This is a genomic window from Caballeronia sp. GAFFF1 (assembly GCF_023630705.1).
In the GTDB taxonomy this organism is placed as follows: Bacteria; Pseudomonadota; Gammaproteobacteria; order Burkholderiales; family Burkholderiaceae; genus Caballeronia.
In genome coordinates this window covers 1-13,205 of the sequence record NZ_JALQEM010000001.1, presented here as the reverse complement: position 1 = coordinate 13,205, position 13,205 = coordinate 1, and the positions used below count along the sequence as shown (strand labels likewise).

Genomic DNA, 13,205 nt, shown 5'->3' with positions numbered 1-13,205 from the left:
TGGTGGAGAGGAGGAGGATCGAACTCCCGACCTTCGCATTGCGAACGCGACGCTCTCCCAGCTGAGCTACCCCCCCAACGAAGTGCGATTCTACCACAGCGAAGCGGCCTGCAAGCAAGCCCCTCCGCTGCGCCAGAACATGTCACTTCTGCGGCGCCCCCGCGAGCACCCACGCGACGACGGTCTTGATGTCGCCATCGTTCATCGCCGGGTGTGAGGGCATCGGGATAGAGCCCCACACGCCGGCACCGCCGTCCCTCACTTTCTTGGCGAGCTTCGCGCTCGCCTGAGCATCGCCTTTGTACTTCTGCGCGACCTGCTGGAACGACGGCCCCACGAGCTTGCGATCCACCGCGTGACAACCCATGCACGCATTGCTGCGCGCAATCGCCATCGCGCTCGCAGAGGAGACCGACGCAACCGGCTGATCCGCCGCCGCATAACCCGATGCCGCCAACAACGCAGCCACGACAAACCTTGCTTCAACCATCTTCACGCACCATTACTTCGCTGAACTGGAACTGCCCGGACGCACATCAGAATTCTTGACGGGCGCCGGAGACTGCTGATCGAGCGGTCGGGAGCTCACCGATGAATCCGGCACCGTGCCGACCGTCGCTTCCGCAGGCGCGGGCGTCGCCGCCGTCGATGCGCTGGCGCCCGACGCCGCCGCCGCTGCCAGCGCCTTCGCCTCCTCCGGCTTGATGTACTGATAGACCTTCACGACTTGCTCCACGCCCGACACGCGTGCCGCGACATCGGCGCCATGCGCGCCTTCGTCCTGCGTGACGAGGCCCATCAGATAGATGATGCTTCGCTCGCACACGACCTTGTAGTAGTTCGTCGACAGATCTTTCTCGCCGACCATCGCGGTCTTCACGCGGCCTTCGAGGTACGAATCGTTGGCGCGCGACGAAATCGAACTTGCCGGCTGCACCGACAGTTCGTTCACGATGCCGCCCACGTTGTTGATATCGCGCACGACAGCTTCGGCCTTTTGCTTGGACGCGTCGTCAGGCACTTCGCCCGTCAGCAGCACGCGCCGGTTGAACACCGTCACGTTGATGTGCGCCTGATCGGACACGTTTTCCTTGATCCGCGAAAGCGCCTTCACCTGAATCTCGCGGTCTTCGGTCTGCGCGCCGAGCGTGCGGCGATCCGTGGCGATCAGCGTGCCGCCCGCCGCCGCGCCCACCACGGCGAGCGCGCAGCCCTGCAGCGTCAGCGCGACGCCGGACAACAGGCTGACCGTCAGCGTGGCTTGAGCCAGCGCCGCCTTGACGCGTGTCTTCTTCATCAACTCCGTTCCCCCTTTTGGATTCAGTCTTCGCCCAGCAGCATCGCGTCGATGCCGTCGCACAGGCAATGAATGGTCAACAGATGAATTTCGTGGATGCGCGCGGTCCGCTCGGACGGCACGCAGATGTGGATGTCGGTATCGGCGAGCACGTCGGTCATCGCGCCGCCGCCGTCGCCGGTCAGCGCGATGGCGACCATCTCGCGTTCGTGCGCTTCCTGCACGGCGGCAAGCACGTTCACGCAGTTGCCCGATGAACTGATCGCCAGCAACACGTCACCGGCGTGTCCGAGCGCGCGGACCTGGTTCGAGAAGATCTGCTCGAACGCGAAGTCGTTGCCGATGGCCGTGAGAATCGAGGAATCCGTGGTGAGCGCGACAGCCGGCAAGCCGGGGCGCTCGCGCTCGAAGCGGCCGATCAGCGCGGCCGCGAAGCGTTGAGCGTCCGCCGCCGAGGCGCCGTTGCCGCATACGAGAATCTTCGAGCCGTTGGCAAGCGCGCTGAACAGCGTATCGACGGCGGCCGCGATGGGCACCGCGAGCGTATCGAGTGCTTCGAGCGTGAGCGCGGCGCTGTCGCGGAATTGCTGTTGAATGCGTTCGACTGACATCGACTCTCGGTGTTCGGCCGCGATGCGGCGTTCGTTGCGTGTGGCGTTGGTAGCGAAGCGCGCGCAAATCGCGGCGAGCGTTCCGGCGTTGAGTCTGCGCAGTTTACCGCATGCACCCTGCGCCGAACCGCGCGCTAAGACTCGTCCGCGCGAAACGCATCCGGCAACCAGCGAATCTCGCCCGCGTCGAACGCGATCACGTCGAAGCGGCATGCCGGAAGCGCGCCGCGCCACGTCGTCAAATAGTGCTGCGCGGCGCGCACGAGGCGCGCGCGCTTCGTCGCGCCGATGCTCGTCGCTGCGTCCGCGAAGCGGCGGCTCCTGCGCGCCCGCACTTCGACGAACACCAGCGCGCCGCCTTCATCGATCATCACGAGATCGATCTCGCCGCCGCGACAGCGCACGTTTCGCGCGACAAGACGCATGCGCTGGCGTTCGAGATAGTGAAGCGCGCGTGCCTCGAAGGCATCGCCGAGCGTTTTGGACATTCGTGCCTCGTGAAAGTTGTCGGCGGGCAGGCCGAAGCGCGCGTGGCAAAATGACGTCCTCTCCTCTTTGCTCTACGCCCGTCCGCGCACATGCTGCAAATCACTGAACTGGCCGCCAGGCAGCAATATCCGGCGGGCACGCTCTACGTCGTCGCTACGCCCATCGGCAATGCCGCGGATATCACCGTGCGCGCGCTTCATGTGCTTTCGCTCGTCGATCGCATCGCCGCCGAAGACACCCGCAACACCGCGCAACTGCTCGCGCGTTACGGCATCTCGAAGCCGTCCATCGCCGTGCACGAACACAACGAGCGCAGCGCGGCCGAGCGCGTGATCGAACATCTGCGTAGCGGCGAGCGCGTCGCGTGTGTGTCGGATGCAGGCACGCCCGGCATTTCGGATCCCGGCGCGCGTCTCGTCGATGCCGTGCGCGAAGCCGGCCTGGCTGTGGTTCCGCTTCCGGGGCCGAGCGCGGTCGTCACCGCATTGAGCGCGGCAGGCGCGTGGGTCAACGGCTTCACGTTCGTCGGCTTTTTGCCGGCGAAGGCCAAGCAGCGCGCCTCGCAATTGCGCACGCTGGCGCATCATCCGATGGCGCTCGTCTTCTATGAAGCGCCGCATCGCATTGTCGAAACGACGCGCGCGCTCGCCGATGCGCTGGGTGGCGAGCGGCAGCTTCTGATCGCACGCGAGTTGACGAAGTTACACGAGAGCCTGCATCGCTGCACCCTGGCCGAAGGGCCAACGTGGCTCGAAGGCGATGCGAACCGTCAGCGCGGCGAGTTCGTGCTCGTCGTGGAAGGCGCGCCCGAAGCGGAGGATGCCGAGGACGCGCACGATGCGCTGCTTCTTACGCTGCTGGAGGAGTTGTCGGTGAAAAGCGCGGCGCGGATTGCGGCGACGTTGACGGGCGCGCCGCGCAATGCGCTGTACGAGCGCGCGCTGCAGCTCAAAAAGCCGGCGCAGGAATGAAAACGGGCCGTCGAAAGACGGCCCGTCCATGTCCTAGCAGCGCGAAAAAGCTCAGTTCACGCTGTCGTCCGCGAGCGACTGCGACTGCTCGCGCGCCGCACGCACTTCCTGCTGCGTCAGGCCTTCGATCTTCACCTTTTGCGTCCCCGCGCCGCGCATGCCGAGCGCGGCGGCGGCGGCATACGACAGATCGATCACGCGGCCACGCACATAAGGACCGCGATCGTTGATCTTCACCACGACGGTCTTGTGATTCGACTCGTTCGTCACGCGCACCCATGAGGCGAGCGGGAGCGTGCGGTGGGCGGCGGTCATCGCGTTCATGTCGAACTTCTCGCCGCTCGCCGTCTTGCGGCCATGGAACCAGCGGCCGTACCACGAAGCCTTGCCCTTTTGTTCGAACGCGCCGACGTCCGGACCGTCGGTGATCGGCTGCGCTTCGGAGAGCGACTGGCTCTTGTTCGCGGTGTCGGCCGGAACCGTGCTCAGGTTCGTGTCGAACGCGAGCGGCGCATTCGAGCGGGCACTTGCCATGCTAATGGTAGGCGTGGTCTGATGATATGACGCGACGTCGCCCGAACCGGGCGCGGCGCAACCTGCCAGGACGCCGACAGCGAACAGGCTTGCGATATGTCGAATGAATCGAGCATTCATAGGCGGTTACCAACGGTAAAGGGCCGCCGCGCCGCGCTTGTGAGCGCGCGTCAGGCAGCCAAAGGCTTCTCCGCGCAAAGCAGCGCGCCGCTCGCCTCGGCGAACGGCAGACTGATGCTCGGATGCGGCGTACTCGTGCCGCAAACGCCCGGTTATCGTTCACGTCTGGCGCAACCTGTCCCCGGCAGCCTGACCAGACCCCACATGCCGCCATCGAACGTGGCATCACGCTCGTGCCCGCCTCGACGACGAGACGGCGCAGGAACGGCGGCGTAGGCCCCATCCAGCGTGACGGCGGCAAAGGCCATCGAACGGACGCGCAGCGCCCGGCTGGACAAGACGTGTGCACCTACAAGAAGGTGCGTTGAGTTGCAGTTGCGAGGCTTTCGACCCCTAACAGCTTACTGATGGCGATTGTAAAAACGCACTGGCGTTTCGGCAGTCGCCCGTTGACGGCATGACCAAATCCATGCACTAGTGAGCCCATTATACAAAAAAAGCGGGGTCTGGCTGCGCCGACTGTGGAAATCGTCATTGATTCTGCCTATGGGCGCAAGAATTTCCGATTGCCATAGCCTTTCCCAAGCCTTCGCACGCGACCGTCGCGTCTTCGGAGCGGCCGGTACAATGAACGTTTTTACAGGCGCCGTCCCCCGGACAGACCGATGAAAGTCACTCTCGTTCCCGTCACGCCGTTCCAGCAGAACTGCTCTATCGTCGTTTGCGAGGCGACGCGCCGCGCGGCCGTCGTCGATCCGGGCGGCGACATCGAGCGGATCATCGCGGAGGTGGATCGGCAGGGCGTGACGGTCGAGAAGGTTCTGCTGACGCACGGTCATCTGGATCATTGCGGCGGCGCCAAGGCGCTCGCGGATCATTACGGCGTGCAGATCGAAGGGCCGCAGAAGGAAGACGCGTTCTGGATCGACCAGTTGCCGGCGCAGTCACAGCGGTTCGGCTTCGCGAACGCGCAAGCATTCACGCCCGACCGATGGCTGGAAGAAGGCGAGACCGTCCAGTTCGGCAACGAGACGCTGGAAGTCTTCTTCTGTCCCGGCCACACGCCGGGGCATGTCGTGTTCTTCAGCCGCGAGCATCGGCTCGCGTTCGTCGGGGACGTGCTGTTCGCCGGCTCCATCGGCCGGACCGACTTTCCGCGCGGCAATCACGCCGAGCTCATCCGTTCGATTCGCGAGCAGCTCTGGCCGCTCGGCGACGACGTGACGTTCGTTCCGGGCCACGGCCCGGCATCGACCTTCGGCGAGGAACGCCGCACGAATCCGTTCGTGCGCGATGGGGTCGCCGCATGAACGCGATTCCCGAGATCTACGTCAGCACCGACGTCGAAGCCGACGGCCCGATTCCCGGCCCGCACTCGATGCTGAGTTTCGCGTCGGCGGCGTACACGGCCGACAAGCAACTCATCGCCACCTTCTCCGCGAATCTGGAAACGCTGGAAGGCGCGGCCCCGCATCCGGTGCAGGCCGCGTGGTGGAAAACGCAGCCCGAAGCGTGGGCCGCATGCCGGACCGATCTGCAGAAGCCGGAAGTGGCGCTCGTGAATTACGTCGAATGGGTCGAGGCGCTGCCGGGCAAGCCGGTGTTCGTCGCGTATCCGGCGGGCTTCGACTTCACACACATGTTTTGGTACATGATGCGCTTCGCCCAACGCTGCCCGTTTTCGTGGTCGGCGCTGGACATGAAGACGCTCGCCTTCGCCATCACCGGCCTGCCGTATCGGAAGGCGATCAAGCCGCGCTTGCCGAAGCACTGGTTCGATGACTTGCCGCACACGCATGTGGCGCTCGACGACGCCATCGAGCAAGGCGCGCTCTTCTGCAACATGCTCGCCGATCTGCGCGCGTCGCAGGCGGCTTTGGCGTCATCGCAATCGGCAGCGAGCGCTGACGAACCGACGCAAAATCGTCCTGAAGGTAAAACGCCGCCCGCAGGGCAATGAGTTAGGGAATCTCCCTCGTTGCGCCCACGTTGCATTGCGCTTCTTTTCTGGGGCCTCTACCATTGGAGTCAGATCGCGACCGAACGGAGGCGCAGTTGACTCTCGATACATTCTCACAAAAAATCCTGCGTCTTCTGCAACTGGACGCGCGGCGTTCCGTTCAGGAAATCTCCGATCAGGTCGGGCTGTCGAGTACGCCGTGCTGGCGCCGTATCAAGGACATGGAGCAGTCCGGCGTCATTCAGCGTTATACGGCGCTGCTCGACCGTGAAAAGCTCGGGCTGCACGTCTGCGCGCTCGCGCATATTCATCTGACGCGCCATACGGAAGGCGGAGTCGAGCAATTCGAGCGCGAAATCGCCACCTGTCCCGAGGTGACCGAGTGCTACAGCACGACGGGCGAATCCGATTACATCCTGAAGATCGTCGCGCCCGATATCAAGGCGTACGACGCATTTCTTCACGATCGCATTTTCAAGATTCCAGCGGTCGCGCAAGTGCGCACGAGCGTCGTTCTGCGGGAAATCAAGTTCGATACCCAATTGCCGCTTTAACCGCGCGCCTATTCTGCGGCGTTTCTTGCAGGCTGAGGCGCGGCCACTTTCACAGCCTGCGTCACGCGAATCTGACGCGCGCCCAGTCTTCGCCTGAGCGCATCCAGATCGACATTCGCGAGTCGGGGAGCCGTCTCGCTCTCCGCCGCGTACGGCAGAACAATTTCCACGTCGAAGCCGCGCTTCAGATAGTGCAGGTTCAATGTATCGACGGATAATCCCTGCTCCGAAAACGCTGAGGTCACCGCCTTCGTCACCGTGGAACGCAGCGGAAAATTGCCGGGCAGCGGATTCACCGCATCGCTTTCGGGATCGACGTGAATGAGCGCGTCGATTACCCGGGAATCGGCCAGGATATGCGCCCGCGCGGACTCGGCGATGTAATGCCCCTCTGAAACCGAAATCAGCGGGTCCACCAGAATGTGCGCGTCGACAATGGCGAGATCGCCCATTTTGCGGGTACGCAAGTCGTGCACATCACGTACGCCAGGTGTTCCCAGCAAAAGGCCGCGAAAATCGGTAGTGGTCGTTTCATCCAGCGCGCGGTCCGAAAGGTCTTGCAGCGCATCCCACGCGAACGTCCAACCCATTCGGCCTACCAGAAAACCGACAAGCGCCGCCGCAATGGGATCGAGAATACGGAATCCTGCGAGACTGCCGACGATGCCGAGCGCGACTACAAGCGAAGAAGCCGCATCGGATCGCGCATGCCACGCATTCGCGACGAGCATTGCGGACCGCACGCGTTCAGCCGCGCGCAGCATATAGCGAAACAGCGCCTCTTTGGAAACAAGAACGATTATGGCGACGACCAGGGCGCTCGCATGAACCGGCGGTATTTCGCCGAGATTCATGATGCGCGCGCCAGCGCGCCATAACATGCCGACGCCGACGGCAATCAGCAATCCACCGAGGAATAGCGACGCCACGGTTTCGTAACGGCTATGACCGTAGTTATGATCCACGTCCGGCACGGCCGCCGCCTTTCGGTTTGCAATCAGAACGACGAGATCCGAAACGATATCGGCGAGCGAATGAACGCCGTCCGCAATCAATGCCTGCGAATGCGCAGTAAGACCGACCGCAAGCTGGGCGGTAGTAAGTCCGCTGTTAAGCGCGATACTCGTCCAGGTCGTTCGAACTGCGACATCGTGCTTCTCAGTGGCATGCGCCGTCGAAAGTGTCATGTAAAGTGCTCGCGGTGTTCATTGACAGCATTTTATCAGGCACCCGGCGGTTCCGCTTTCGAATCAACGACTTAATAACGCGACGCATTCTCGCCGCACGATTAACTGAGTACAGTGAGCGAATAGCGCGGCTAAAACGAAAAGGCCGCGCCTTCGGGCGCGGCCTTTTCGCGTTCTGACCGAAGCGCGGCTTATTTGCCGATCAGGAAACTATCGCGATCCTGACCCGCAATCCACTTGGGCGGCTTGCCGCGGCCGGACCACGTGCTGCCGCTCTCGGGATCACGGTATTTCGGCGCGACACCCGTGCGGCTGCGCGATGCCTTAGCGGTTTTCGCGCCTCGGCCACCGGCCAATTCCTGAAGCGTGATGCCGTAATCGGCCATTTTCTGCTTGATCTCATTAAGTACTTCGGCGTATTCGCGCGACTTCGCTTCTTCGATCTGACGCTCGAGAGACTCGCGCTGTGCGAGCAGTTCCTTGTATGAAGGCATGGCAAATCCCTAAGTAGTGTATTGGCTTGCGAGTCGAGTGCTCGCTCTTCGGTTATCAGTATAGCCTCGGACTGAATCGCAGATTAACACATTTCCGCTAAATCGCGGCATAGAAGGATTACGATTAATTGTATTGGCTAATTACTCGTAACATTTGCCGACTCGCTCATCGTATTGAACGCTGACGCGCTGACGTTGACGTAATTCTCCGATTCAGTGTCCGATGAGCCTGAGAATCGCATGAGACGAAAACAACACTTCTGCATTGCACACAAATTCTCATGAGATGGCAGCTTCTCATGCAATTTTCTGGCTCAGCGACAGTCAGCAGTCGTCGTAAAGCGCATACGAGTCGATGCGTCTTACGCGTGCCGTTCGAAACAGTCTATGAGCGCGGCTTTCAGTTCTTCAGCATTCAGCTTGGGTTTATCGAACGTAAAACGATTGCGCATGCCGGATTCGAGCAGATCGCAGCCGTATCGGTCTATCCCCATTAATTGAACGTCGGCTGGCCGGCTTGCATGGGTGTCGGAGAATGCGCAAAGCGCGGCTTCTTCGTCATCGCTCAACGGTTCCAGCGGATCGATCTCATTTCCATCGAGCCAGCCCATCGCCCCGAAGCCGCCGATATAGCGCATGCGCCGCGTCGACAGTACCCAGAATGCGAAGTCGCCTAACGCGAGATAACGCGCCGCATCCGGGTGATAGCGCAGATATCGCCGCGCGAGTTGTTCGTGATCCGGTTTCGCCGCCGGTTCGAACGTGCCCAGCAAAGTCAGGCGCTGACCTTCCAGGACGCTTGCGCCATTGGCATGCGCGACGAGAAACCCGGCGCGCGGATCGGCTTGGAGATTACGCGTGTGTTCCGCGAGGTGACTGATGAGCAGCATCGGCGCATGCCGCGCGGTAAGCGCGAATGGCAATGCAGTCGGATAAGGAAAGCCGGCCGGATCGCGCGAATGAGTCGCGAGCGTTCCTTCCGAAACACGATGCAGCAAATGAAGCGGCGCTTGCGGCGGAATATTCATGAAAAGAGGTCTACATGTGAACTGCCGAAAATGGTAAATCAGCCCGGTCAGCGTGTCTCCTGGCCGTTCGATAGAATCGTAAGCTCTCGCGAAAGGCGGCATGATCGGCGGTTGTCCCGCGTCATTGCCGTCACGCGCCACTTTTCCAACGGCTCAACCGTGTCCGACTCGACTTCCGCTTCTTCCACCCGCGAGTCCAATCCATCGCTCGCGGTGCATCGCAGTCTTCCTCAAGCCACGCGCCGGCGCGCCCGCTACGCCACGATGGCCGTCTTCTTCATCGCGGGCATGATGTACGCGTCGTGGGGCGTCCACGTCCCGACCGTGCGCGACAAGTTCGCGCTCAGCCCCGGCATGCTGTCGCTCGCGCTGTTCGCGGTCGCCGGCGGCTCCATTTTCGCGATGATCACCACGGGATCGTGGATCGCGCGCGCCGGCACGCGCACGGCATGCATGGCGGGCGGCGTCGCGATGACCGTATGCGGCGCATTGATCCTCGTCGTGCCGTCTTTCTGGCTGCTGCTAATCGTGCTCGCGGTGTTCGGCGCGGGCATGGCCACGCTCGATGTCGCGATGAACGCAGAAGCGAGCGCCGTCGAAGAGGCGCTCGGGCGTCCGATCATGTCGTCGCTGCACGGCATGTTCAGCATCGGCGGGATGGCGGGCGCGGCAATCGGCGGCACGCTCCTCGCGCACGGGCTCGCGCCGGCGGCGCATCTGGCGCTCGCAGCCGGCGCGAGTCTCGTCGTGCTGCTGGCTTCGATGCCGTCGGTGCTGCCGCACGTGCCGCATCACGAGGCGCACGCGAAGGCGTCGTCCTCGAATCGCTGGCGCTCGGGGGCGCTGTGGGCGCTGGGCGGCCTGGCGCTCGTCGCGCTGATTGCGGAAGGCGCCATGTACGACTGGGCCACCGTCTATATGCGCGATGTGGTCGAGGCGTCGCCGTCGTTGTCGAGCGCCGCGTACGCCGCGTTTTCCGGCGGCATGGCGGCCGGGCGTTTCGGCGGCGATGCGGTGCGCGCGCGCTTCGGCGCCCCGCAACTCGTGTTCGGCAGCGCTGGGCTCGCCTTCGTCGGCATGGTGATGGCGCTCGTCGTGCCGAACGCGTTTGTCACGATGACGGGCTTTACGCTAATGGGCCTCGGCCTCGCGAACATGATGCCGGTGCTCTTCGCGGCGGCGGCGCGCGTCGAAGGCGTCACGGCGGCCGAAGGGCTTGCGCAGGTCGCCGGGCTCGCGTACTTCGGTTTGCTGCTCGGGCCGGTGCTGATTGGCGGCGTCGCGCAGGTGAGCACGTTGCCCATCGGCCTGTGCGTCGTCGCGGCGTGCTGCGCGGCGATCGCGCTGATCGGTCCGCGCATCCTCAGGCGCCTGAAGATATAAAAAAACGCGCGGACCTTCGAAGTCCGCGCGTCTTCTGGGCTCACGCCCGACTGCGATTACATCTTGACGACGTCGAGCAGCGTCTTCTTGCCTGCCTTGTAGTCATACAGCGAGATCACGCCGTGCTTCAGATCGCCCTTCGAATCGAAGGTGGTCTGGCCGATCACGCCCTTGTAATCCGTGTTCGGCATCGCGGCGAGGATCTTGGCCGGATCGACCGAGTTCGCGCGCTTCATTGCGTCGACGATGATATACACGGCGTCATACGTGAACGGCGCGTAGATCTGGATCGGCTGGCCGAAACGCTTCTGGTACTTCGCAGCGAATGCCTGACCGCCTTCCATCTTTTCCAGCGCCATGCCTGCTTCCGAGCAGACGACGTTGTCGGTCGCGTCGCCAGCGAGGTCAGCCAGCTTTTCCGTGCAGACGCCGTCGCCCGCGAGCACCTTCGCGCGCAGGCCGAGCTGCTTCGCCTGCTTGGCGAACGGGCCGCCGGTCGCGTCCATGCCGCCGTACATCACGGCGTCGGGGTTCTCGCCCTTGATCTTCGTCAGAATCGCGCGGAAGTCGACGGCCTTGTCGTTGGTCGCATCGTGCGAGACGACCTTCAGACCCAGCGACTTCGCGGTCTTCTCGAACTCGTTCGCGAGGCCCTGGCCGTACGCGGTCGAGTCGTCGACCACGGCGACGCTCTTCACCTTCAGGTTCTTCGCCGCGTAGTTCGCGAGCGCCGGGCCTTGCTGCGCATCGGTCGCGACGACGCGGTACGTCGTCTTGAAGCCTTGCTGCGTGTAGGTCGGGTTCGTTGCGGACGGCGAGATCTGGACGATGCCCGCGTCGCTATAAATCTTCGATGCCGGGATGGACGTACCGGAGTTCAGGTGACCGACCACTGCGACGACCTTGTCGTCGACGAGCTTCTGCGCGACTTGCGTGGCGGTACGCGGGTCGGCTGCGTCGTCTTGCGGGTCCAGTTGCAGGGTGACCTTCTGGCCGCCGATGGTGAGACCCTTTGCGTTGATCTCTTCGACTGCGAGCCGCGCGCCGTTTTCGTTGTCCTTGCCCAGGTGAGCGATACCGCCGGTCAGCGGTGCGACGTGACCGATCTTGACGACCTGGTCGGCTGCTGCGGACGTTGCCAACGTAGCGAACAGCACGGCTGCGGCGCTGATCGGCAACACTTTGTGAAGCTTGGTGTTCATGTAAGTCTCCAGTTTCGGTCCCAAAAACAACGTAATCGCCCTGTGCCCCGTTTTCATCACGATCGCTCAGTCCCGTGGACGACCACGCCGGATGCATCGTATTGCACTTGGCAAGTCCTTCCGGCCGGCTGTTTGTGGCAGCCGCCATCCGCACCGCGCGAGAAGTGTAGGGTTGTCAAATTAATTTAGGGAAGTTTTTTAAGATACTGGTGTGACTACCGATTAACGGCCAGTTGAGAACGCCGCCCGTTTGTGGTGGCGGTCGCGCCGCGAGGCCCAACCGATGCGGGTTTCGGCCCGCCTTCTAGTTCTTTCGCAAGTCCGCCGATAATCGCGCGCCGCCCGTCGCCATTAGCCAGTTTCAAAAGCCGTTTAACGCTTGGGCTTTAGGCATGCACCTCTAAAATCACCTGCATGGTCAATCCGCGTGCCTGCCTCCCGTCAACGAAGGACCGCGCTCAGGCGGCTGAAAGGGAAAGCTGGCAAACTCACTCGCCTGCGTTCTTATCAGTCAACCAAGCAAGGAGCATCGACGTGACCGTAACCGTGACTTCCCGATGGATCGACATTCCCGCCGACGGCGGCAGCTTTCAGGGCTACCTCGCGGTGCCCAAGACGGGGACGGGGCCCGCTGTGATCATCCTGCAGGAGATCTTCGGTGTGAACGCGCATATCCGCAGCGTCGCCGATCAATACGCCGCCGATGGCTATGTCGCGCTCGCGCCGGACGTTTTCTGGCGCACGCAGCCGCGCGTCGAGCTCGGCTACGAAGGCGCGGATCGCGAGAAGGCGATGGAGCTGCTGCAAAAGACCAATGTGGATTCGGCCGTCGCGGATGTCGGCGCGGCTGCCACGGCGCTGCGCGCGCTGCCGGAAGTGAGCGGTAAGGTCGCCGCGATCGGCTATTGCTTCGGCGGCCGGCTCGCGTATCTCGCGGCGGCGCAAGGCTCGGTGGATGCGGCCGTGGCCTACTACGGCGGCGGCATTCAGAATCAATTGGATAAGGCCGATCAGGTCAAGGCGCCGATCCAGTTCCACTACGGGGAACTCGACACGCACATTCCCGCCGACGCCGTCGACGCGGTGCGCCAGCGTTTCGCGAGCCGCGCGGATTCGGAACTGTACGTCTACCCGGCCGCCGACCACGGCTTCAACTGCGGCGATCGCGCGTCGTACAACGCGAAGGCGTCGGCGCTCGCACACGGCCGGACGCTGACGTTCCTCGGCCAGCACCTGTAAGAGCGGAAGGGGGGGGGGGGCCGCCCCCCCCCCCCCCCCCAAAGCGGGGCCGGCCCCCAACACCACGAAACCGCCCAACCCCCCCCCCACCGCCCCCCCCCCCCCGCCCCCCCATTTTTTTTTAATAATAGCGCCC

15 protein-coding genes and 1 tRNA gene are annotated in these 13,205 nt (G+C 63.2%); 6 read left to right on the top strand and 10 right to left on the bottom strand.

All coding sequences use genetic code 11. The features are described 5' to 3' along the window. The 5 genes from NCR37_RS00080 to NCR37_RS00060 form a co-directional block, all read right to left on the bottom strand. Nucleotides 1–76: transfer RNA gene (locus NCR37_RS00080), tRNA-Ala, on the bottom strand. A 66-nt stretch (nt 77–142) separates the two neighbouring features. Then, the gene (locus NCR37_RS00075) at nt 143–490 is read right to left on the bottom strand and encodes a c-type cytochrome (protein WP_250470961.1); all 348 of its coding nucleotides are present in this window, start codon (nt 488–490) and stop codon (nt 143–145) included. A 12-nt stretch (nt 491–502) separates the two neighbouring features. Further along, complete coding sequence (locus NCR37_RS00070; protein WP_250470960.1) at nt 503–1,297, bottom strand: BON domain-containing protein; 795 nt, start codon at nt 1,295–1,297, stop codon at nt 503–505. A gap of 23 nt (nt 1,298–1,320) precedes the next feature. After that, nucleotides 1,321–1,908, bottom strand: coding sequence for a phosphoheptose isomerase (locus tag NCR37_RS00065; RefSeq protein ID WP_250470959.1), 588 nt, complete (start codon nt 1,906–1,908; stop codon nt 1,321–1,323). A gap of 134 nt (nt 1,909–2,042) precedes the next feature. Then, nucleotides 2,043–2,396, bottom strand: a complete 354-nt coding sequence (locus NCR37_RS00060; RefSeq protein WP_250470958.1) for a YraN family protein — start codon at nt 2,394–2,396, stop codon at nt 2,043–2,045. Between the two features lie 90 nt (nt 2,397–2,486). Between NCR37_RS00060 and rsmI the strand changes: the two genes are divergently transcribed. Next, nucleotides 2,487–3,368 carry a 16S rRNA (cytidine(1402)-2'-O)-methyltransferase gene (rsmI, locus tag NCR37_RS00055; protein ID WP_250470957.1) on the top strand — a complete coding sequence of 294 codons (882 nt, stop codon included), beginning with the start codon at nt 2,487–2,489 and terminating at the stop codon, nt 3,366–3,368. 51 nt (nt 3,369–3,419) lie between these two features. Here the strand turns inward: rsmI and NCR37_RS00050 are convergent, their stop codons facing one another. After that, nucleotides 3,420–4,022, bottom strand: coding sequence for a septal ring lytic transglycosylase RlpA family protein (locus NCR37_RS00050; protein WP_250470956.1), 603 nt, complete (start codon nt 4,020–4,022; stop codon nt 3,420–3,422). A gap of 665 nt (nt 4,023–4,687) precedes the next feature. Here NCR37_RS00050 and NCR37_RS00045 point away from each other — a divergent pair. The 3 genes from NCR37_RS00045 to NCR37_RS00035 all read left to right on the top strand — a co-directional run bounded on the left by NCR37_RS00045 (nt 4,688) and on the right by NCR37_RS00035 (nt 6,536). Continuing rightward, nucleotides 4,688–5,332: an MBL fold metallo-hydrolase gene (locus tag NCR37_RS00045; RefSeq protein WP_250470955.1), complete on the top strand. Its 645-nt coding sequence runs from the start codon at nt 4,688–4,690 to the stop codon at nt 5,330–5,332. Further along, nucleotides 5,329–5,982: a 3'-5' exonuclease family protein gene (locus NCR37_RS00040; RefSeq protein WP_250470954.1), complete on the top strand. Its 654-nt coding sequence runs from the start codon at nt 5,329–5,331 to the stop codon at nt 5,980–5,982. The genes NCR37_RS00045 and NCR37_RS00040 overlap by 4 nt, the downstream gene beginning before the upstream one ends. 95 nt (nt 5,983–6,077) lie before the next feature. Beyond that, nucleotides 6,078–6,536: an Lrp/AsnC family transcriptional regulator gene (locus tag NCR37_RS00035; RefSeq protein WP_008352298.1), complete on the top strand. Its 459-nt coding sequence runs from the start codon at nt 6,078–6,080 to the stop codon at nt 6,534–6,536. Between the two features lie 8 nt (nt 6,537–6,544). On the opposite strand, the gene NCR37_RS00030 is transcribed toward NCR37_RS00035, so the two are convergent. The 3 genes from NCR37_RS00030 to NCR37_RS00020 all read right to left on the bottom strand — a co-directional run bounded on the left by NCR37_RS00030 (nt 6,545) and on the right by NCR37_RS00020 (nt 9,245). Then, nucleotides 6,545–7,723: a cation diffusion facilitator family transporter gene (locus NCR37_RS00030; RefSeq protein ID WP_250470953.1), complete on the bottom strand. Its 1,179-nt coding sequence runs from the start codon at nt 7,721–7,723 to the stop codon at nt 6,545–6,547. A gap of 191 nt (nt 7,724–7,914) precedes the next feature. Next, nucleotides 7,915–8,217 (bottom strand): H-NS histone family protein, encoded by a 303-nt coding sequence (locus NCR37_RS00025; protein WP_248320803.1) that lies wholly within the window; start codon nt 8,215–8,217, stop codon nt 7,915–7,917. Nucleotides 8,218–8,579: 362 nt separating this feature from the next. Then, on the bottom strand, nt 8,580–9,245 hold the full coding sequence (locus tag NCR37_RS00020; RefSeq protein WP_250470952.1) for a HugZ family pyridoxamine 5'-phosphate oxidase: 666 nt from the start codon (nt 9,243–9,245) through the stop codon (nt 8,580–8,582). 159 nt (nt 9,246–9,404) lie between these two features. Here NCR37_RS00020 and NCR37_RS00015 point away from each other — a divergent pair, with 159 nt between their 5' ends. Then, nucleotides 9,405–10,628 carry an MFS transporter gene (locus tag NCR37_RS00015; protein WP_250470951.1) on the top strand — a complete coding sequence of 408 codons (1,224 nt, stop codon included), beginning with the start codon at nt 9,405–9,407 and terminating at the stop codon, nt 10,626–10,628. Between the two features lie 56 nt (nt 10,629–10,684). On the opposite strand, the gene NCR37_RS00010 is transcribed toward NCR37_RS00015, so the two are convergent. Further along, a complete protein-coding gene (locus NCR37_RS00010) occupies nt 10,685–11,830 on the bottom strand; it encodes a branched-chain amino acid ABC transporter substrate-binding protein (RefSeq protein ID WP_250470950.1) in 1,146 nt (381 codons plus the stop codon). A gap of 534 nt (nt 11,831–12,364) precedes the next feature. On the opposite strand from NCR37_RS00010, the gene NCR37_RS00005 reads away from it, so the two are divergent. Continuing rightward, a complete protein-coding gene (locus tag NCR37_RS00005; RefSeq protein WP_250470949.1) occupies nt 12,365–13,069 on the top strand; it encodes a dienelactone hydrolase family protein in 705 nt (234 codons plus the stop codon). Nucleotides 13,070–13,205 lie beyond the last annotated feature (136 nt).